This window comes from Aeromonas oralensis (genome assembly GCF_049665575.1).
Classification (GTDB): Bacteria; Pseudomonadota; Gammaproteobacteria; order Enterobacterales; family Aeromonadaceae; genus Aeromonas; species Aeromonas hydrophila.
The window spans coordinates 826,209-845,651 of sequence record NZ_CP187186.1 but is presented as its reverse complement, the minus strand read 5'-3'; the positions used below and the strand labels follow the sequence as shown (position 1 = coordinate 845,651).

The 19,443-nt window shown below is 61.0% G+C and carries 19 protein-coding genes and 1 pseudogene; 7 read left to right on the top strand and 13 right to left on the bottom strand.

The window, feature by feature from the left end; translation table 11 throughout:
- The first annotated feature begins 161 nt into the window (after positions 1 to 161).
- On the top strand, positions 162 to 1,160 hold the full coding sequence (locus ACPDZI_RS04205; protein ID WP_438834070.1) for a DUF2860 family protein: 999 nt from the start codon (positions 162 to 164) through the stop codon (positions 1,158 to 1,160).
- A gap of 68 nt (positions 1,161 to 1,228) precedes the next feature.
- On the opposite strand, the pseudogene ACPDZI_RS04200 reads toward ACPDZI_RS04205, so the two are convergent.
- The 4 genes and pseudogenes from ACPDZI_RS04200 to ACPDZI_RS04185 form a co-directional block, all read right to left on the bottom strand.
- Positions 1,229 to 1,928 (bottom strand): annotated as a pseudogene (locus ACPDZI_RS04200) (DUF3334 family protein).
- A gap of 98 nt (positions 1,929 to 2,026) precedes the next feature.
- A complete protein-coding gene (locus ACPDZI_RS04195; protein WP_011704842.1) occupies positions 2,027 to 2,464 on the bottom strand; it encodes an HIT domain-containing protein in 438 nt (145 codons plus the stop codon).
- A gap of 72 nt (positions 2,465 to 2,536) precedes the next feature.
- Positions 2,537 to 3,178 carry a DUF2057 domain-containing protein gene (locus ACPDZI_RS04190; protein WP_438834069.1) on the bottom strand — a complete coding sequence of 214 codons (642 nt, stop codon included), beginning with the start codon at positions 3,176 to 3,178 and terminating at the stop codon, positions 2,537 to 2,539.
- A gap of 72 nt (positions 3,179 to 3,250) precedes the next feature.
- On the bottom strand, positions 3,251 to 4,150 hold the full coding sequence (locus ACPDZI_RS04185) for a LysR family transcriptional regulator (RefSeq protein ID WP_438834068.1): 900 nt from the start codon (positions 4,148 to 4,150) through the stop codon (positions 3,251 to 3,253).
- A 98-nt stretch (positions 4,151 to 4,248) separates the two neighbouring features.
- Between ACPDZI_RS04185 and ACPDZI_RS04180 the strand changes: the two genes are divergently transcribed.
- Positions 4,249 to 4,851, top strand: a complete 603-nt coding sequence (locus tag ACPDZI_RS04180; protein ID WP_016349590.1) for a short chain dehydrogenase — start codon at positions 4,249 to 4,251, stop codon at positions 4,849 to 4,851.
- A 143-nt stretch (positions 4,852 to 4,994) separates the two neighbouring features.
- Here ACPDZI_RS04180 and ACPDZI_RS04175 read toward each other — a convergent pair whose 3' ends face one another.
- The 3 genes from ACPDZI_RS04175 to dapA form a co-directional block, all read right to left on the bottom strand.
- Entirely contained in the window at positions 4,995 to 6,098 is a 1,104-nt protein-coding gene (locus tag ACPDZI_RS04175; protein ID WP_438834067.1) for a phosphoribosylaminoimidazolesuccinocarboxamide synthase, read from the bottom strand.
- A 65-nt stretch (positions 6,099 to 6,163) separates the two neighbouring features.
- Positions 6,164 to 7,288, bottom strand: a complete 1,125-nt coding sequence (gene bamC, locus ACPDZI_RS04170; protein WP_438834066.1) for an outer membrane protein assembly factor BamC — start codon at positions 7,286 to 7,288, stop codon at positions 6,164 to 6,166.
- On the bottom strand, positions 7,281 to 8,168 hold the full coding sequence (gene dapA, locus ACPDZI_RS04165; protein ID WP_049047592.1) for a 4-hydroxy-tetrahydrodipicolinate synthase: 888 nt from the start codon (positions 8,166 to 8,168) through the stop codon (positions 7,281 to 7,283). The genes bamC and dapA overlap by 8 nt, the downstream gene beginning before the upstream one ends.
- A gap of 284 nt (positions 8,169 to 8,452) precedes the next feature.
- Between dapA and ACPDZI_RS04160 the strand changes: the two genes are divergently transcribed.
- The 3 genes from ACPDZI_RS04160 (at position 8,453) to ACPDZI_RS04150 (ending at position 10,386) form a co-directional block, all read left to right on the top strand.
- A complete protein-coding gene (locus tag ACPDZI_RS04160) occupies positions 8,453 to 8,986 on the top strand; it encodes a glycine cleavage system protein R (protein WP_016349586.1) in 534 nt (177 codons plus the stop codon).
- Between the two features lie 21 nt (positions 8,987 to 9,007).
- A complete protein-coding gene (gene bcp / locus ACPDZI_RS04155) occupies positions 9,008 to 9,472 on the top strand; it encodes a thioredoxin-dependent thiol peroxidase (RefSeq protein WP_076362480.1) in 465 nt (154 codons plus the stop codon).
- 413 nt (positions 9,473 to 9,885) lie between these two features.
- On the top strand, positions 9,886 to 10,386 hold the full coding sequence (locus ACPDZI_RS04150; RefSeq protein ID WP_257688700.1) for a YfbU family protein: 501 nt from the start codon (positions 9,886 to 9,888) through the stop codon (positions 10,384 to 10,386).
- A gap of 55 nt (positions 10,387 to 10,441) precedes the next feature.
- On the opposite strand, the gene yfbV is transcribed toward ACPDZI_RS04150, so the two are convergent.
- Positions 10,442 to 10,882 carry a terminus macrodomain insulation protein YfbV gene (yfbV, locus tag ACPDZI_RS04145; protein ID WP_011704832.1) on the bottom strand — a complete coding sequence of 147 codons (441 nt, stop codon included), beginning with the start codon at positions 10,880 to 10,882 and terminating at the stop codon, positions 10,442 to 10,444.
- A 302-nt stretch (positions 10,883 to 11,184) separates the two neighbouring features.
- On the opposite strand from yfbV, the gene ACPDZI_RS04140 reads away from it, so the two are divergent.
- Both ACPDZI_RS04140 and pta read left to right on the top strand, forming a co-directional pair.
- Positions 11,185 to 12,387 (top strand): acetate kinase, encoded by a 1,203-nt coding sequence (locus ACPDZI_RS04140; protein ID WP_011704831.1) that lies wholly within the window; start codon positions 11,185 to 11,187, stop codon positions 12,385 to 12,387.
- Between the two features lie 51 nt (positions 12,388 to 12,438).
- The gene (gene pta / locus ACPDZI_RS04135; RefSeq protein ID WP_017410280.1) at positions 12,439 to 14,610 is read left to right on the top strand and encodes a phosphate acetyltransferase; all 2,172 of its coding nucleotides are present in this window, start codon (positions 12,439 to 12,441) and stop codon (positions 14,608 to 14,610) included.
- 393 nt (positions 14,611 to 15,003) lie between these two features.
- Here the strand turns inward: pta and ilvN are convergent, their stop codons facing one another.
- The 5 genes from ilvN to ACPDZI_RS04110 form a co-directional block, all read right to left on the bottom strand.
- Positions 15,004 to 15,498 carry an acetolactate synthase small subunit gene (gene ilvN, locus ACPDZI_RS04130; RefSeq protein WP_135320516.1) on the bottom strand — a complete coding sequence of 165 codons (495 nt, stop codon included), beginning with the start codon at positions 15,496 to 15,498 and terminating at the stop codon, positions 15,004 to 15,006.
- The gene (locus ACPDZI_RS04125) at positions 15,498 to 17,216 is read right to left on the bottom strand and encodes an acetolactate synthase 3 large subunit (RefSeq protein ID WP_076362482.1); all 1,719 of its coding nucleotides are present in this window, start codon (positions 17,214 to 17,216) and stop codon (positions 15,498 to 15,500) included. The genes ilvN and ACPDZI_RS04125 overlap by 1 nt, the downstream gene beginning before the upstream one ends.
- A 389-nt stretch (positions 17,217 to 17,605) precedes the next feature.
- A complete protein-coding gene (locus ACPDZI_RS04120) occupies positions 17,606 to 17,758 on the bottom strand; it encodes a hypothetical protein (protein WP_011704826.1) in 153 nt (50 codons plus the stop codon).
- Between the two features lie 36 nt (positions 17,759 to 17,794).
- Positions 17,795 to 18,904, bottom strand: a complete 1,110-nt coding sequence (locus tag ACPDZI_RS04115; RefSeq protein WP_168966435.1) for an MJ1255/VC2487 family glycosyltransferase — start codon at positions 18,902 to 18,904, stop codon at positions 17,795 to 17,797.
- Positions 18,904 to 19,404, bottom strand: a complete 501-nt coding sequence (locus ACPDZI_RS04110; protein ID WP_076362484.1) for a phosphatase PAP2 family protein — start codon at positions 19,402 to 19,404, stop codon at positions 18,904 to 18,906. Before ACPDZI_RS04110 ends, ACPDZI_RS04115 begins: the two co-directional genes overlap by 1 nt.
- Positions 19,405 to 19,443: the final 39 nt, after the last annotated feature.

Below are 19,443 nucleotides of genomic sequence, written 5' to 3'. Positions count from 1 at the left end.
CGCGCCGAACTCTTGTACCGTCGCACGATAAATTATCGGTTAACCTCCTCCGCCCGCTGGGGTAGCATGCCGGAGTCAATTCGGTCAGCCTGGGTTAAGCCTGGCTGGCTATAATGTTCGGCCGTTCAATTCAACCAACTGATATTTCAGGAGTCTCATCGATGCGTAATCTCACCCTGCTGAGTCTTGGCCTGCTGGCAGCCAATGCCGCCCACGCCGATCTGGGCGAGATCCCCAAGCAGTCCGGCTGGTCCGGTTTCCTGCTGGGCGGGGTCAACGCCGTCAGCTACAAGTCCAACTTCTATGCCGGCGATGACAACCACAGTCGCATCAATGACCTCGGCTCACCCGACAGCGAGAGCGGCCTGACGCCGCTGCTCAACGCCGATATCCGCTACACCTTTGCCGATACCCGTACCCAGATCTTCCTCGGCAACCTGATCCAGGACGCGGTGCGCTTCGACTTCACCCAGCAGCTCGGCCTGCGCCAGGAGATGGGTGACAAGGGCATAGTCGCCACCTCGCTGGTGTTCAACGTCATGCCGGTCGAGCTGTGGAGCGATCCTTTCGCCACCGGGGTGGATCGCAGCTCCACCGATGTGAAATCAAAAGGGGCGCGTTTTGCCTGGGACAAGATCTGGGGCAGCAACTTCTACGGCAACCTGACCACCCGGGAGGTGGACATGGATGAGGAGCGCAGCGGCCAGCAGTATGACCAGAGCCACGGCACCCACTACGCCGACATGCTGGATCGCAACGGCAAGATGCACGACATGGAACTCTCCTACCAGTGGCACTTTGGCGGCAACCAGCTGCTGGAGCCGGCCATCGTCTACAAGCAGGCTCGCCTTGACGGCAGCGCCGAGAGTTTCAAGAACACTGGCCTGAAGCTGACCTATGCCAAGCGCGGCCCCCAGTGGTCCTTCGTCAGCAACCTCTATACCGGCAAGCGCAAGTATGACGAGGCGAACCCCATCTTCGGCCAGCACGCCGATGCCGACGAATTCGCCATCAACGGCACCTTCTTCTGGCACAACCTGTTTGGCGTCAACGCCCTCGCAGCCACCTTCACCGCCGCCTATGCCAGCGCCGACTCGGACATCAACTTCTACGACAGCCAGTCCACCCGTTTCAGCACGGGTCTGCTCTACAACTTCTAAACCCGACCCGCACCAACAAACGAGGCCACCCCATGGGTGGCCTCGTCATTTGCAACGGCTTGCGGCCATCAGATCCCGAGCGAGTCGAGCAGATCGTCGTGATCGTTGGGCACCGGGGCGGCGGCCGGGGCCGGCTGGGCAGCCTCACGCTTGGTCTGGGCGATCAGGGCATCCGGATCCAACTCTTCTTGATCCATACCATCGTTGTGGATGCGGATGAACTCGGTCTTGTCCATCGCCAGCTCCAGATAGAAGATGTTGTTGCGGGCGGTGAAGAAGGTGACCCGGCGCGACTCCGGGCTGTCAAGGTTGGTATCGACGCTCAGCATCACCTGCTTGTTGAGGGCCAGCATCTTCGGCTGGTTCTGGGTGATGTGGGTCTGCAGATCCCGGCCCGACCTTGACGGTGAAACTGCCGACGATCTGGTTCATCAGCTCGCCCATGACGTTGCTCACCTCGTCAGAGGTATGGGAGATGGCGAGATCTTCCTTGGAGAGCCCCATGCTGAGCATGTAGCTCTCGTACAGCTCCATGGCGGCAGAGGCGGAGAAGTTGATCACCACCAGGCCGGAGAAGCCGCCATCAAACAGCACGAAGCAGCCGATATCCGGCTTGAGGCAGGTCTTGCTGATCCGCTGCACCATGCCGGAGAAACGCACCTGACTCTGGGTTGCCGCACTCAATACATCCGTGACCGAATGGCACAGGCTCAGCAGCACATCCTCTGTGGTCAATACGGTATCGTTGTCGGCTCTTGTCACTATCATGGGACCTTCCTGAACATCGAAAATGGGCTTATCTATACCATAACTCTAACAGATAGCGCGGCTTGGGCTTCGAAATAGCGAGCCGCCTCTCAGTTGATTCAATTGTCAGTGCCAAGCGGACTGAATCCGGCCAGATTGGCCAGCTTGAGACGCCAGCTGGCCGCCTCTGCCAGCAATGCGGCTTCCTCATAGGGCACGGAGGGATGAGCCCCCCAGATGGGACCGGGCCAGGCCTTGTCGGTACTGAAACGGGCGACATGGTGCAGATGCAGCTGGGGCACCAGATTGCCAAGCGCCGCCACGTTGATCTTGTCCGGCCGCAGCGCCTGCTCCATCAGGGTGGCGACCGCGCAGGATTCCTCCATCAGCTGCTGTTGCTGCGCCGGTGCCAGGTGGTGAATTTCCCGTAGATTGGCCACTCTCGGCACCAGGATCAGCCAGGGATACTGGCTGTCCTTGGCCAGCAGGACGCGGCAAAGGGGCAGATCGCCGAGCAGGCGGGTATCTGCCTGCAGGCGGCTGTGCAGTTCAAACATGAAGACCTCGTTGACGTAAGGTGGGCGCGATGCACGATGAGAGCCCCCACGTTACTGCAACGGGCCGCAAACTTAAAGTCGCGGCACGGCCCAGCTGACAAAGCGCTTGCGCAGCGCGGGGTCAGCCTTGAGGAAGAGTTGCTGCAACTGACCCTCCAGCGCGCTGGCCGCCACCGGTTCAACCGAACCGGCCGTTGCGGTCACGGGCACGACCGTGCTCAATGCCGCCTTGCCAGCGCTCTGGTTGTATTCGACCAGCTTGGCCCGCCAATCCATCCCTATCAGCATGCCGCTGGTGATCAGCGCATCCTGCTGGCTGGTAATGCTCTGGCCACCGGCCTGCAACCCCATGACGGGAGACTCGGCATACTGCGCCATACCCCGCTCATCGCTCGGCAAGTTGGCTACCAGTCGTACCTGCTGCTGACTGGCTTGATAGCGCAGCACCTGCGGCGCGGAGCGCAACTGGCGGTCATTCTCGCTGCTGCTGCGACTCGGGATCACCCCTTCATAACGCACCAGCAACTGCTGCTCCCCATCCGGCAGGGTGGCATGCTGCTCGTCGTGCAGCGTGCCCGCACTCACCCCCAGGATCTGGAAATCCGCCGGCACCGTCACCTCGACGGCCGCCCACACCGCACTGCCCAGCACCATCTTCATGCCCAGCGCAGCCCACAGCAGCGATACCCCACGCCCGTACCAATAACCCTTCATATTTGCTCATCTTCCTGTTCGCGTTGATGGGCGCAGGCTAGCAGCCGAAGATGACAGAAAAATAACGAGGGCTCAGAGCAGGTAGTGGGGTCGCTCGGCAAACCACTGGGCCAACACCTGCTTGAACAGCCGGATCTTGCGCGGCACCCGCCGCTGCTGGGCGTGCAGCACGTGCAGCGGGTGCAGCCCGGTCTGCCACTCCGCCAGCACGGTGACCAGCTCCCCCTGCGCCAGCCAGGGCTCCACCAGCATCAGCGGGCACTTGGCGTACCCCATGCCGGCCCGAGCCAGCTGCAGCACGGTACTGTAGTGGTTGGCCCGCACCTTGCCCTGCACCAGGATGTGCGCCTCCTCTTCCCCCTTGCGAAAGTGCCACTGCTCCCAGGCCGGGTTGTGGCCCTGCAGCAGACAGGGCCGTCCGCCCAGCTCATAAGGGGTGGCGGGGATCCCCTCCCGCGCCAGCAGAACCGGGCTGGCCACCACCACGTCCTTGAGCCTACCGAGCGGCAGCGCCACCAGGTTGTCGGGAATGCTGCTCATGGCGCGCAGGGCGATGTCGTGCTCCCCCTGGCTCATGTCGATCATGGCGTTGGTGAAGTTGAGTTCGACCTGGACGCCGGGGCAGAGCTCGGCAAACCGGGCCAGCAGATCGTTCACCATGCGATCGCCGGTACTGACCGGGCAGGTGAAGCGCAGCCGGCCGCCATCCTCCTCGGTCAGCGCCTGGATATCCTGCTCCGCCTGGCGCGCCAGCGCGAAAATCTCGCCGGCCTGCTGATAGAGGGTCCGGCCCGCCTCGGTGAGGCTGAGTCGGCGGGTGGTGCGCTGCAGCAGCTGGGCATTGAGGGTCGTTTCCAGCGCGCTGACGTGACGGCTCAGCATCCCCTTGCTTACCCCCAGGCTGTCGGCTGCGGCCGAGAAACTGCCCTTTTGCACCACCTCGTAAAAACTGGCCAGGTGGGAGATGTCCATTCATTAGCTCCAATATGGAAACAATGCGTTTATTTTACGCGCTTTTTCTCCCTTTTCATCGCGCTAGAATCAACACATCCCAACCAGGAGTGAAACAGATGAAGATTGTGATTGTGGGTGCCTCCGGCACCGTCGGCTCCGCCGTCAGCGAGTTGCTTGCCAAAGACCACCAGGTGATCCGGGTCGGCCACAGCCAGGGGGACGCCACGGTCGACATGCGCGATCCAGCCTCCATCAAGGCGCTATTCGCCAAGCTGGGCCAGTTCGATGCGCTGGTGGTGGCCAGCGGCAGCGTGGCCTTCAACGCTCTCACCGAGATGACCGACGAGCAGTGGCAGGTGGGACTTCAGAGCAAGCTGATGGGCCAGATCAACCTGACCCGCGCCGCCATACCCCACCTGAACGACAAGGGCTCCATCACCCTGATCAGCGGCATCCTGAGCGAGGAGCCCATCAACTGGGGGGCAAGCGCGACCACCATCAACGGCGCCATCGATCACTTCGTCAAGGCGGCGGCCTGCGAGCTGCCGCGGGGTCTGCGCATCAATGTGGTGAGTCCGACCGTGCTGACGGAGTCGATGGATAAATACGCCAGCTTCTTCCCGGGCTTCGTCCCCGTGCCCGCCGCCAGGGTGGCGCAGGCCTACCAGAAGTCGGTACTGGGGGTGCAGACCGGCCAGGTGTTCAGGGTCAACGGCTGATCGCCGCCCTGCTGCCGCCCAGCCGGCACGGCAACAAAAACGGGCCCCGTGATGGGGCCCGTTCCATTGCTGCCAGCATGCCGACTTGCAAGCTGGCTGATGGCAAACGTTTGTTTTTACGGCAACAAAAAAGGCGGAGTACTTCAGTCGATCAGCCCGTACTGAGCGCGCAGCACCTCGATAATCTCCTGCTTCGGATTGGCGCTGCGTACCAGCGGCTGACCGATGATCTTCTCGGCAATCCCCACATAGGTGTTGGAGATGTCCATCATCACCTCGGTCGGCAACTTGTTGTCGCGGGCCAGGGCGAAGCGCTCGGGCATGCGGTGCTTGTTGAGCAGAATGTCCGGATCCGGGAAGTGATTGAGCAGCCACTGGCGGAAACCCTCTTTCGACTTCTCGACGATCTGGCCGTCGCGCAGGGCGGCGCCATCCCAGATGCGGGAGCTGTCGGGGGTGCCTACTTCATCCATGTAGATCAGCTTCTCGTTGCCGGCAGCGTCATTGACGTAGCCAAACTCGAACTTGGTGTCGACGAAGATCTGATCCAGCTCGGCCAGCGCCTCACTGATGACGTTGAAGCCTTCCTTGAGCAGCACTTCGTAGCGGTCGATGTCGGCCGGCTTGCTGAAGTTGAAGCCCCGGTAGTGGCGCTCGATGTCGGCACGGGAGACGTTGACGTCGTCGGCTTCCGGCACGCCGTCCAGCCCGGTCAGCACACCCTTGGTGGAGGGGGTGATGAGGATCTCGGGCAGCTTCTGATCTTTCTTCAGCCCTTCCGGCAGGGTGATGCCGCAGAACTCGCGCTCACCATCCTTGTAGGCACGCCACATGGAGCCGGTGATGTACTGGCGGGCAATCGCCTCGATCATCACGGGGCGGGCTTTTTGCACGATCCAGACGAAGGGATGGGGGATGTCCAGGATGTGGCTGTCGGCCAGCCCCTTCTCCTTGAACAGCTTGAACCAGTGGCTGGAGATGGCGTTGAGCGCAGCCCCTTTGCCCGGCACGCCGTTGAGCCCGTCCACGCCCTGCCAGATGCAGTCGAAGGCCGAGATCCGGTCACTGATCACCATGATGGCGAGCGGCGCATCCGCCGGCACGTCGTAACCCTTCTCGCGGATGAGGCGGGCACTGTCTGCGGCGGTCAGCCAGTAGACGCTGCGCACCTTGCCGGAATGGACGGGTTTATCGGTACGGATCGGCAAATCGTCGTTCACCGCCAATACTTGATCTGCAAGACTCATGGTAAGTAACACTTCCTGTTTGTGGGGGGTTTACATAACAAAACAGGGGCACAAGGCCCCTGTTTCTATTCTGTTTTTGCAGCTTGGTCAGCCAGACCCTTGGCGAATGCCTCGGACAGACTGATGTACATCTGGGAGATGACACCGGACGACACGGGCTTCTTGTCCTTGTCGAACAGGGTGATGGAGGTCTTGCCCCCCGCCATCTCGCCAAGCTGGAAGCGATACTTGTCTTCGTCCAGCTTGAACGGCTCGCTGCCCTTGGCCTTCCAGAATTCGCTGCCCGGCTCGTCGTACTCCACGTCGATCCAGCCCAGCGACTGCTGGGTATCCTTGATGGTGAAACCGTAGGCCGGCAACACCTGATTGAGACGGCGCCACACCTGATCAAACGAACCATCGACGATCCAGGCGCTCAGCTCGTTGTTGTCCAGACCCAGTTCCAGCCCCATGCCATCGTTGGCCTTGTGCTGTTCGCGGGACTTGAGCTGCTTGTCGTAGTAGAGCGAGAACTGGTTGAGGGCCCGGGTCGCGTAGCGCTGGGCATCCGCCGGGGTCAGCTCCTTGCTGGTCTCGCCATCGACGGTCTCTTCATGATCCAGCACCCGTACCGACATGTTGACGGCGTGGCGCTGTGGATCGTTGCGCAGGGTGAACTGGTAGCGCTGGCGAATGACGAAGTCATCGTCCTCTTCACTCCAGCCGTCGAGCGCCTTGGTGTTGTCAAACCAGCCGGTCTGCAGCACGCCGGCCTGCTGGTCCAGCTTCTCGGTGGTGACCTTGTAGTGGGCGAGGAAGTTCATCAGGAAGGCCCAAGTATCGCGCTCCACGCTCTGGGAGGTGCTGAGGGCGTAGAAGGCCATGGTGGGTTCGCCAGCATTGGCCACCACCTGGCTGCCCGGTACCACGGTCAGCAGCTGGGCGGGTGGACGCACGTCAACCTTGGCACCCAGCGCACCGTCACGGCTGCTCTCGGGCAGGGCCGGAATGTCGAAACTGCTGTTAAAGGCGGGGGTATTCAACCCGGCCGGCACCAGAAACGCACGGCCTTCAAGGCGGGCATCCTCGTACTCGAAACCACGGTTGGCCATCTTGCGTTCCTGGGGTGAGCTACAGGCTGCCAGCACGGCAACGGTCGCCACACTCAGCACCAGGCGCACTGCATTTCCCTTTCCATTTGCTTTAAACACTCGCCATCAACTCCGCAGTCGTCAGTGCTCGCGCCATCGCCTGTTCGCCCTCGGGGGTGAGGTCGGTGAGCGGCAGGCGCAAGGTGGCCGTCGCAATCAATCCCAGCTGGGCACAGGCCCACTTCACGGGGATAGGACTCGGTTCGCAGAACAGAGTCTGATGCAACGGCATCAATCGATTGTTGATGTCGTGCGCTCGTCCGGCATCACCGGCCAGCGCAGCACGACACATGTCGGCCATCTGGGCCGCTGCAATATTGGTGGTGACCGAAATGACTCCGTCCCCGCCTTGCAGCATGAAATCACATCCACTGGCATCATCGCCACTATAAAGCGCGAATTGTGCGCCGCACAGCTCGCGCAGCAGCGGCGTACGGCTCAGATCCCCGGTCGCCTCTTTCAGGCCTATGATGCCGGGCACCTTGGCCAGTCTGGCTACCGTCTCAGGTTTGAGATCGCAACCGGTACGACCGGGCACATTATAAAGAATTTGGGGCAGACCACTAGCCTCGGCGATCGCACAATAGTGACGATAGAGGCCTTCCTGGGTGGGTTTGTTGTAATAGGGGGTGACCGAGAGACCCGCCACCACGCCGGTTTCGGCGAAGCGCTTGGCCAGGGCGATGGCATGGGCGGTATTGTTGGAGCCACAACCGGCGATGACCGGAATGCGTCCGGCGGCCAGCGCCACGGTTTTCTCCACGACGGCGATGTGCTCCTGCTCGCTCAGGGTCACCGACTCCCCCGTGGTCCCGACCGCCACGATGGCGCTGGTCCCAGCGCTGACATGATAGTCGACCAGAGTGGCCAGACTGGCCCAATCGACTTCGCCTGAAGCCAGCATGGGGGTAACGAGGGCAACAATACTACCGCGCAACATGGATATTTCTCCCGATTTTCAGGGGCGTTATGGTAAAGCTGCCCCCTTGGAAAAACAAGGGAGGCCAGGGGCAAGCCGTGTTACCATCCGGCAAAAACCGCACTGCGCGAGCCGCGGTGGAACACGCCGGACGCTGGTCGTGACACCCCGATACCGTGCTTGTTGCAACGAGATTCTCAACAAGGTTGCCATGCAGGATCGCTGGCAGTGGCCCATGGCCAGCCCGTTCCGGGCTATGCCACTGCATCCACATTCGCAACCCGCTAATGGACGAGAGAAGATTTATGACTCATTACCTGGTCGTAACGGCCATCGGCACGGACAGGCCTGGCATCGTCAATGAGGTCACCCGCCACGTCAGTGGGTGTGGCTGCAACATTGTCGACAGCCGTCTTGGCATCTTCGGCAATGAATTCACCTTCATCATGCTGCTGTCCGGTGACTGGAACAGCCTGATGCAGCTCGAGATAAGCCTGCCCCTGCGCAGCCAGGAGTGGGACCTCATCACCATGATGAAGCGCACCGAACGCCACCAGTCGCTGCAATACGATATCAGCGCCAACGCCGAGATCCTGATCCGGGACCAGCCGGGCATCGTAAGCCAGTGCACCCAGTTCTTCAGCGATCACGGCTGGGACATCCAGGCCATGCAGACCATCACCCTGGAACAGCAGCCGTTCAACCTGCTCAAGGCCAGCTTTCAGCTCAATCTGGCCAAACAGGGAGAGGCGGCCGGCTCACAGACGGCCTTCGCCGGATTCTGTCGTGAACTGGGCGCAGAATCGTTCGAATTCATCGTCAATCACAAACACGCCTGACGGCTCATCCAAGGAGATCCCATGCAACCTTTATCCGCTGGCAGCCTGGCCCCCGATTTTTCCCTGTCCGATCAGGACGGCAACCAGGTACGCCTTGCCGACCTGCGCGGCAAAAAAGTGCTCATCTACTTCTATCCCAAGGCGATGACCCCGGGCTGCACCACCCAGGCTTGTGGCCTGCGCGACGTCAACGCCGAGCTGGCCGCCCTCAATGTGGTGGTGCTCGGCATCAGCCCGGATCCGGCCAAGCGGCTGAAAAAATTCGAGGAGCGCGACAACCTGAACTTCCGCCTGCTGGCCGATGAAGATCATGCGGTGGCCGATGCGTTTGGCGTCTGGGGCCCGAAGAAGTTCATGGGCAAGGAGTATGACGGTATCCACCGGCTGAGCTTCCTCATCGACGAAGAGGGCAAAATTGCCCACCGCTTCGACAAGTTCAAGACCAGCGATCACCATCAGGTGGTACTCGACCTGCTCAAGGGCTGAACCCCAGATACCGGTACTGCCTATATGGAAAGGGCCTGCAAGCGCAGGCCCTTTTTCTATTCGCATGTCGTTGCCTGCCTCGCGTTGCGGGCTGGAGGCTCGATGCCCGGTCCTTCGGCTCGCCTGCCAGGAAAATGACTGGCGGCGACGTTCTCGTTTGTCATGAAGGCGCCGGCTTGCATCCACGATGGGATGCCTTGGTGACGGGTCTTTCGGCACAGGCCAAATGACGCCCTTATTGTTGCGCCAGCGAGCCAGAAAGCAAGCCGCCAGCCGTTACATTTAATTAACCAGCCGGGGCCGACGTTGATTTCCCGCCCCGCTATCTCGCCAACCTCCCCTGCCAGATCAAAAAATTCATCTTATATATGGGTTAACGTGGCCCCAGTTTCATTTTCCAGTGAGAAAAGCCCATGAACATGAGCCACACCGAACGTCTGATCCTGAGCAACCAGTACGAGATCCTGGCCAAACTCAATCCGGAAAAGGCGGCGTTTTACCAGCGGGCCAGTACCATCATCGAACGCGGCTACTGCCTGCAGATCCTCGAACTGGAGAAGAGCTTCGGCCATCTGGATCTGGCCACCTGCCAGGAGGTGATCGACACCCTGGAACTGCACCATGCACTGGCCATCTCCTGGGGCAACCTGGAAACGGCCGATCAGAGCGAAATCAATGCCAGCCGGCTGGAGTTCAATGGCTACAGCCGCAGCCAGGAGCGGGAGCTGGCCGACTACGTCTGCTTCCTGCTGGAGGTGGACAAGCGCTTCCCCGAGCTCAAGTGCCCGTGCGACGAGCTCTCCAGCGACATCGCCATGCGCGACAAGTACCAGCGCATGCTGACAGTCTGGCGCCAGTGCCCGCGTCAGTACAAGCTCTCCATTCAGGAGATCCGCAAGGTCCTGGCGGCCTGATAGGCATGAAAAAGGCGCCGCGAGGCGCCTTGGTCCGAGTAATGGGCCACAGGCCTCACTCGTAGAGGAAGGATTTGTCCAGCTGCTTGAAGGCGGCGTTGAGGGTATCGGCCAGCTCTTCGTATCTGGGCTGGGCCACCAGTTGGCGACGACCGCCCTGCTCGTTCATCTTGCCGTTGATCTCGCGATACCAGCTGGCAAGGGAGGGCGGCAGCCGGGTATCGGCGCGCTGACCGAGCCAGTAGTAGCCCTGCAGCGGCAGGCTGAGCAGAAACAGCACCGAGGTCATGACGGAAGGCCAGTAGTGCAGCTCGCCAAACTGGAACTGCAGCATGACGCTGAGCACCGCCAGTGCCGGGATGACCTTGAGGGCGAACTCGGTGGCCTTGATCACCCTATTCTCCGGGAACATGGAATTAAGCTCGGGACGGCGGGGCCAAAGGGTCATATAATGACGGCCTTGCTGTAACTTAGTTCCAAAAATGTTCATGCTCATGCTACCTCCGAGCTCTTTTTGAACGTATTAACGGCAAAACCACGACAATATTTGATGCGAAATAACAAAGGTTGAGGATGACTTTGTTATTTTTCAACAATCGGGTTATCCTTTGTACGCCCAATTTTTGCGCCAACGGCCTGCCGTTGCGCTGTCAGGGACGTCTGGATTTCGGGTCTTGTATCACTATACAAGGGGCAAGCAACAGATTGCCAACCCTCATAAGGATAAGTTGAAAGTTTTTGGACACGGCTCGTCCAACGCATCCTCCTACACAACCCAATCTGCGATAGGATTTATTCATGAGTAAGCTGGTTCTTGTTCTTAACTGTGGCAGCTCGTCCCTGAAGTTTGCTGTCATTGACGCAACCACCGGTGATGACCTGCTGTCCGGCCTGGCCGAGTGCTTCAACCTCGACGACGCCCGCATCAAGTGGAAACTGAACGGTGAGAAAGGCAGTGCCGATCTGGGCGCCGGTGCCGCTCACCAGGAAGCGCTGGACTACATCGTCAACAAGATCCTGCCGCTCAACCCGGAGCTGTCCAAGAACCTGATCGCCATCGGCCACCGTGTGGTACACGGCGGTGAGCGCTTCACCTCCTCCGTGCGCATCTGCGACGACGTCATCGCTGGCATCGAAGCCGCCGTACCGTACGCGCCGCTGCACAACCCGGCTCACCTGATCGGTATCCGTGAAGCCCGTCGCGTGTTCCCGGCGCTGGCCGAGAAGAACGTTGCCGTGTTCGACACCGCGTTCCACCAGAGCATGCCGGAAGAAGCCTTCCTGTACGCCCTGCCGTACAAGCTCTACAAAGAGAACGGCATCCGTCGCTACGGCGCCCACGGCACCAGCCACTACTACATCAGCCTGGAAGCCGCCAAGCAGCTGAACAAGCCGGTGGAAGAGCTCAACATCATCAACTGCCACCTGGGCAACGGCGGTTCCGTCTGCGCCATCAAGAACGGCAAATCCGTCGACACCTCCATGGGCCTGACCCCGCTGGAAGGCCTGGTGATGGGTACCCGTTCCGGTGACATCGATCCGGCCATCATCTTCTTCCTGCACGACAAACTGGGCATGAGCGTGGCCGACATCAACACCATGCTGACCAAAGAGTCCGGCCTGCAGGGTCTGACCGAAGTGACTTCTGACTGCCGTTTCGTTGAAGACAACTACGACAGCAAAGAAGAAGCCAAGCGTGCCATGGACGTTTACTGCTATCGCCTGGCCAAGTACATCGGCGCCTACGCCGCCGCCATGGACGGTCGTCTGGACGCCGTGGTCTTCACCGGTGGTATCGGTGAAAACTCCGCCCCGATCCGTGAAATCACCCTGAACAAGCTGGGTCTGCTGGGCTTCGACGTCGATCACGACGCCAACCTGAAGGCTCGTTTCGGCAAGGGTGGCGAGATCACCAAGGCTGGTTCCACCAAAGCCCTGGTTATCCCGACCAACGAAGAGTGGGTCATCGCCCATGACGCGCTGGAACTGGTTGGCGCATAATTTCGCTGTAGAGCAAGGCCGCCCAAGGGCGGCCTTTTCCTGATCCCAAAAATGAACAAGGGGTATAAAGTGGCACGCACTATTATGCTTATCCCGGTCGGCACTGGTGTCGGCGTAACTTCTGTGAGTCTTGGCGTTGTTCGCGCCATGGAGCGTCACGGTGTCAATGTCAGCTTCTTCAAACCGGTCGCTCAGCCGCGTCCGGGTGAAACCGGTACCGAGCGCTCCACCGCCGTGATCCGCGCCGCTGCCAACATCAACCCGCCCGAGCCGTTCGCCCTCTCCTACGCCGAGAACATGATCACCTCCAGCAACACCGACATTCTGCTGGAAGAGATCGTGGCCCGCTTCGAAGAACACGTGAAGGCCAGCGGTGCCGAAGTACTGGTCATCGAAGGCATGGTGCCGACCGACAAGCAGCCGTTTGCCAACAAGCTGAACTACGACGTTGCCAAGGCGCTGGACGCCGACATGGTATTCGTGACCCATCCGGGCAACGACTCTAGCCAGAAGCTGAAAGAGCGCATCGAGCTGGCCTGCTCCAACTTCGGTGGCGTCAACAACCCCCGTATCGTTGGCTGCGTGATCAACAAGGTGGGAGCACCGGTTGACGAGCATGGCGTGACCCGCCCCGACCTGACCGAGATGTTCGAGGCCCACCACCACACCTCCGACGCCGCCCATAACCTGGAAGTGCTGCAGGTATTTGGCAAGAGCCCGCTGCGCATCCTCGGCTGCATCCCCTGGAATACCCAGCTGATCGCCCCGCGCGCCAAGGATCTCGCCAAGCACCTGGCCGCTAAGATCCTGCACAAGGGTGAGCTGGACAGCCGTCGCCTGCAGACCGTGACCTTCTGTGCCCGCTCCATCCACAACATGATCGAGCACTTCCGCCCGGGCAGCCTGCTGGTCACTTCCGGCGACCGTTCCGACGTCATCGTCTCCGCCTGCCTGTCCGCCATGAACGGCGTCAAGCTGGGTGCCCTGCTGCTGACCGGCAACTACCATCCGGAACCGCAGGTGATGGCACTGTGCCAACAGGCCATGGCCACCGGCCTGCCGATCATGATCACCGGCACCAACACCTGGCAGACCGCCGTCAGCCTGCAAAACTTCAACGTCGACATTCCGGAAGATGACCGCGAGCGGATCGAGCTGGTGCAGGACTATGTGGCCGGCCACATCGACAAGCACTGGATCGAGTCTCTCTCCGCCAAGTCCACCCGTTCCCGTCGCCTGAGCCCGCCGGCTTTCCGCTACCAGCTGACCGAACTGGCCCGTCAGGCCAACAAGCGCGTCGTGCTACCGGAAGGGGAAGAGCCGCGGACCATCAAGGCTGCCGCCATCTGTGCCGAGCGTGGCATCGCCCGTCCGGTCCTGCTGGGCAACCCGGAAGAGATCCGTCGCGTTGCCGAACAGCAGGGCGTGGTACTGACCGACCGCGTCGAGATCATCGATCCGGTTGCCGTGCGCGAGCGCTATGTGGCTCGTCTGGTCGAACTGCGCAAGAACAAGGGCATGACCGAAGTGGTTGCCCGCGAGCAGCTGGAAGACAACGTGGTACTGGGTACCATGATGCTGGAGCGCAATGAAGTTGACGGCCTGGTATCCGGCGCAGTGCATACCACTGCCAACACCATCCGTCCGCCGATGCAGATCATCAAGACCGCTCCGGGCTCTTCCCTGATCTCCTCCATCTTCTTCATGCTGCTGCCGGACCAGGTACTGGTCTACGGTGACTGCGCGATCAACCCGGATCCCACTGCCGAACAGCTGGCCGAGATCGCCATCCAGTCCGCCGACTCCGCTGCCGCCTTCGGCATCGAGCCGCGCGTCGCCATGATCTCCTACTCCACCGGCACCTCCGGCGCCGGCGCCGATGTAGAGAAAGTGCGTGAAGCCACCGAGCTGGCCAAGGCCAAGCGTCCCGACCTCATCATCGACGGCCCGCTGCAGTACGATGCGGCCATCATGGAGAACGTGGCCAAGTCCAAGGCACCGAACTCACCGGTTGCAGGTAAAGCCACCGTGTTCGTGTTCCCGGACCTGAACACCGGCAACACCACCTACAAGGCGGTGCAGCGTTCCGCTGACCTGGTCTCCATCGGCCCGATGCTGCAAGGCATGCGCAAGCCGGTCAACGACCTCTCCCGTGGCGCCCTGGTGGACGACATCGTCTACACCATCGCCCTGACCGGTATCCAGGCAGCCCAGGCCGAGTAATCGACCGAGCTTATCCCTGTTGAAAAACCCGCCGCAAGGCGGGTTTTTTTATGGCTGACGGGCAGATGTTGATCCGCGAGATCAAATCAGGATCCAGCACGGATCCCGTCTTCTCGTTCAGAGGCCAGCCCGGCAAGGGCGGCGAGATAAGCAAACGCTCACACCCGCCAGAGGCGATTGCACAATTGCGCCCCAGCCGAGATCAGATCCAAATACTTCTTTAAGATCAGCACACTAACGTCAGACACACCGCTAATCTACAGACTTTTCCACAGCTTTTGTGGATAGTTTACCGATCATTTGAAAGAAAATGACAGACTCGGCCGCGCTTTGCGCCCATGAAAAAGGGGCTCCGAGGAGCCCCTTTGGACAACAAACCCGCCAGCTACCGGCTCAGGGACGCAGAGATTTATCGGCACGGGAGATACCACAGACACCGGAACGCACCACTTCGATGATCTCGTTGGTCTGGGCCGCCGTCTTGATGAAGGCATCCAGCTTGTCGCTGGTACCCACCAGCTGCACCGTGTAGAGCTCGGGGGTGACGTCGACGATCTGGCCGCGGAAGATATCCGCCAGCCGTTTCAGCTCGTCACGGGCCCCACCGGCGGCACGCGCCTTGACCAGCGCAATCTCCCGCTCGATGTGCTCACCCTCGCTCAGGTCGCATACCTTGAGCACGTCCACCAGCTTGTGCAACTGCTTCTGGATCTGCTCCAGCACCCGCTCGTCACCCATGGTGACGATGGTCATCCGTGACAGGGTGGGATCCTCGGTGGGGGCCACCGTCAGGGTTTCGATGTTGTAGCCGCGCTGGGAGAAGAGGCCCACCACCCGGCTCAGGGCGCCGGATTCGTTTTCCAGCAGTACTGAAATGATGTGTCTCATCAGGTTCTCTCCGTCTTGCTCAACCACATCTCGTCCATGGCGCCGAACTTTATCTGCATCGGATAAACGTGTTCATCCGGGTCGACCGAGATGTCCATGAACACCAGCCGATCCTTCATGGCAAAGGCCTTCTCCATGGCGCTCTCCAGCTCGGCCGGATCGCTCACCGCGATGCCGACATGGCCATAGGCTTCCGCCAGTTTGACGAAGTCCGGCAGCGACTCCATGTAGGAGTGACTGTGGCGACCGCCGTAGAACATCTTCTGCCACTGCTTGACCATGCCCAGCGCTCGGTTGTTGATGGAGATGATCTTGATGGGCACCCCGTACTGCATGCAGGTGGAGAGCTCCTGAATGTTCATCTGCACCGAACCGTCGCCGGTGACGCAGCAGACCACCGCATCCGGGTTGGCAAACTGGGCGCCCATGGCGGCCGGAATGCCGAACCCCATGGTGCCGAGACCACCTGAGTTGATCCACTGGCGCGGCTTGGCAAACGGGTAGTAGAGGGCGGCAAACATCTGATGCTGGCCCACGTCGGAGGCCACGAACGCCTCCCCCTTGGTCACCTTGTAGAGGGTCTCGATCACCTGCTGCGGCTTGATCAGGGTGGGGTGGGTCTCGTAGGCCAGGCAGTTGCGTGAGCGCCACTGGCCGATCTGGCTCCACCAGTCCGCCAGTACCTGCTTGTCGTTGTCGAAACCACACTCGCGGATCACTTCCAGCATCTGCTCCAGCACGGTTTCCACCGAGCCGACGATGGGCACGTGGGCCTGCACCGTCTTGGAGATGGAGGTGGGATCGATGTCGATGTGGACTATGGTGGCGTTGGGGCAGAACTTGGCCACGTTGTTGGTGACGCGGTCATCGAAGCGGGCACCCACGGCGAAGATCAGATCCGCGTTGTGCATGGTCTTGTTCGCTTCGAAGGTGCCGTGCATGCCCAGCATGCCGATGAATTGCGGATGGGTGCCGGAGAAGGCCCCCAGCCCCATCAGGGTAGTGGTCACCGGCAGGTTCAACAGCTCCGCCAGCTTGGTCACCAGGTGATCCGCATTGGCATTGATGGCGCCGCCGCCGACGTACATCACCGGGCGCTCGGCCTCCACCAGCAGCTTGGCGGCCCGCTTGATCTGCCCCTTGTGGCCCGACTTGGTCGGATTGTAGGAACGCAGGGCAACCGTCTCGGGATACTGATAGGGAAACTTCTCTTTCGGGTTCTGCACGTCTTTGGGCAGATCCACCACCACCGGCCCCGGGCGGCCGCTGGCAGCAATGTAGTAGGCCTTCTTGATGGCGTCGGGAATATCGCTGGCCTTCTTGCACAGGAAGCTGTGCTTCACCACCGGGCGGGAGATGCCGATCATGTCGGTCTCCTGGAATGCATCCTCCCCGATCATGCTGGTCGGCACCTGGCCGGACAGGATCACCAGGGGGATGGAGTCCATGTAGGCAGTCGCGATCCCCGTAATGCAGTTGGTGGCGCCAGGACCCGAGGTCACCAGCACAGTGCCCACCTTGCCGGTGGAGCGGGCGTAACCGTCCGCCATGTGCACCGCGGCCTGCTCGTGCCGCACCAGGACATGCTCCATCTTGCCGTTTTCAAAGAGAGCGTCATAGATGTCGAGCACTGAGCCACCAGGGTAGCCGAAAACGTGCTCAACTCCCTGATCTTCCAGCGCTCTAACCACCATCTGGGCGCCTGATAACATCTCCATGATAAAGCCCTCCAGGCTTTGCTCCGTTAAGCGAAAGCTATCGGCAGTCCGCTGCTTCCCGGCACCGCCGGTCCGTGCATTGTTGTTGTCTGAATACGGACACGGCGAGTTCGGCGCTGTCGATAGTAGAAAAATAGGTTTTTTCCATCATTCACCCGAAAAGCGGGTGAAAAACCAACTTAACCCGCTTGTGAACGCTTGTCCACGGCTTTGTCTGACCAGAACAGTCATAAATTTCAAACAGCTATTAACATTCAGTGACTTGAGAAAAAGGGCGGGGACAATGCGGGGGAGTTGAGGGAATGACCAGCGGATCATGCTGCCACGGTCGCCCTGAATGGAAAAAAATAAGCCCACCGCCAGGGTGGGCCCGCAAGCCTGGCAGGGGATCAGTGATCCTCTTCCGGCTCCGCCAGCCAGATCTGCTGATCCGGATCCGTCTCCTCGCAGACCGAGATACTTACCCCCATGTCCAGCAGCTCGTGCAGGGTGAGATTGTCCGCCAGATTCATGGTGTCGCCGTTTTCATTGGTAAAGCGCATGGTGTCCGTCCTCTCCTTGGTGGGATCCCTCTCAGTCTAGTCAAAGGCGCTCACTTGCGATAACCAACTGCTGTTTAGCGGGCTGCCCCCCTCCAGCTCGCTCAGCCGATCGCACACCTCTTCCGGAAACAAGGTGCGAGCCCACAGCCGGCGAGAGAGCGCCGGCACGCTCTCCTGCGCTCCATCCGCCAGCCAGCCCGCCAGCTCATTGGCAACATCTGGGTAGATAATCTGGCCAGGGGCGGCGGCATCCAGCCAGGCCCGCACCGCGTTGGCATCGAGCGCATCCATCAGACGGGCCAGCCCCATCAGCTCCAGGGTCTTGCTGTTGGTCAGCTGCTCGAACTGCCCCCCCAGCGGCTTGACCAACAGTTTCTTGCCAAGGGAGAGCGCCTCCGAGGCGAGTTCGAAGCCACCGTTGGTGATGACCCCGCGACAGCCGGCCAGCATCTGCTTGAACCCCTCCCTCGCCTGCGGCTCGAACGCTATGTTGCGCCACTGGCTGGCACTGCGAATGGCCGGATGAAAGCAGACAAAGCGTTGCTGGTTGAAGCGCGACAGCAGCGCTGCGATCGCCTCGGTCTGCTCAAACGGCAGGTAGACCAGGATCTGCTGATTGTCGGGGGCAGGCGGGATGGCGTCTATGATGGGTGGCAGCAAGGGCTGACCGAAGTGAAACCAGTGCAACCCGAGCGCCTGGCGCACTGGCGCAAAGTGGCGCATCAGCTGACGGTTGAAGCCGCTCTCCCCCCAGCGCGGAATGGGCCAGTCGAAGCTCGCCTGGTGGCTGATGGTGAGACTCGGCTTGCCCCAGCGGCGGGCGGCGTGGGCACTGATCGGCTCGAAATCGCTGATGACGAGATCGTAGTCGCGGCAGTCGAGTGCCCGCATGTCGCGCCAGAAGCGCAGCGGCGAGAGCCCCTTGAGGGTTCGCCAGCCCGAAATGGCCCCCTCGTGGCTGACGAAGGTGATGCCGGGAAAGGCACGATAATCGCCGAATTCAGCCATTTCGAAGTAACCGTCCGCAGGGCGACCGCTGAACAGATAGTCCACCTCCAGACCACGGGCTCGCAGCGCCCGCGCCAGGGTACGACTGCGGCTGATGTGACCGTTGCCGGTGCCCTGTACCCCGAACAGGATCCTCATCATTGGCCCCAGCCGAGCGCCAGCAGGGCGCAGCCACCACCGAGCAGGGCGCCGGCCACCAGATCGCTCAGATAGTGCACCCCGAGCAGCAGACGGGACGCCCCCACCAGCGCGGCCCAGACAAACAGCAAGGGGGCCCAGAGCGGGAAGCTGGCGGCCAGCACGGTTGCCATCAGAAAAGCGGCGGCGGTATGACCGGAGGGCAGGCTGTAGCGATCGGAAGGGGTGATGAAGACCGGCAGCCCCGCCGGGCGCTGGCGTTTGAGCAGGTTTTTCAGCAGCAGGTAGAGCGGCAACTCGAAGGCGAAGGCGAGCAGCGCCAGCTTCACCAGCTCGCGCTCGGCCTCCCCCTGCCACCAGAGCAGGGCCGCCAGCACGGCGTAAAGGGGACCATCACCGGTACGAGAGATGAGCCTGCTGACCCTGGCCTGTGGTCGGTTGTAGGCGTGCAGCAGGCAGATACGGCACACCTGCAGGTCCCATTGCTGGATCTTGTTCATAACCCCTCCTTCCCTGAAGTCTTGAAGCAGACTAGGACG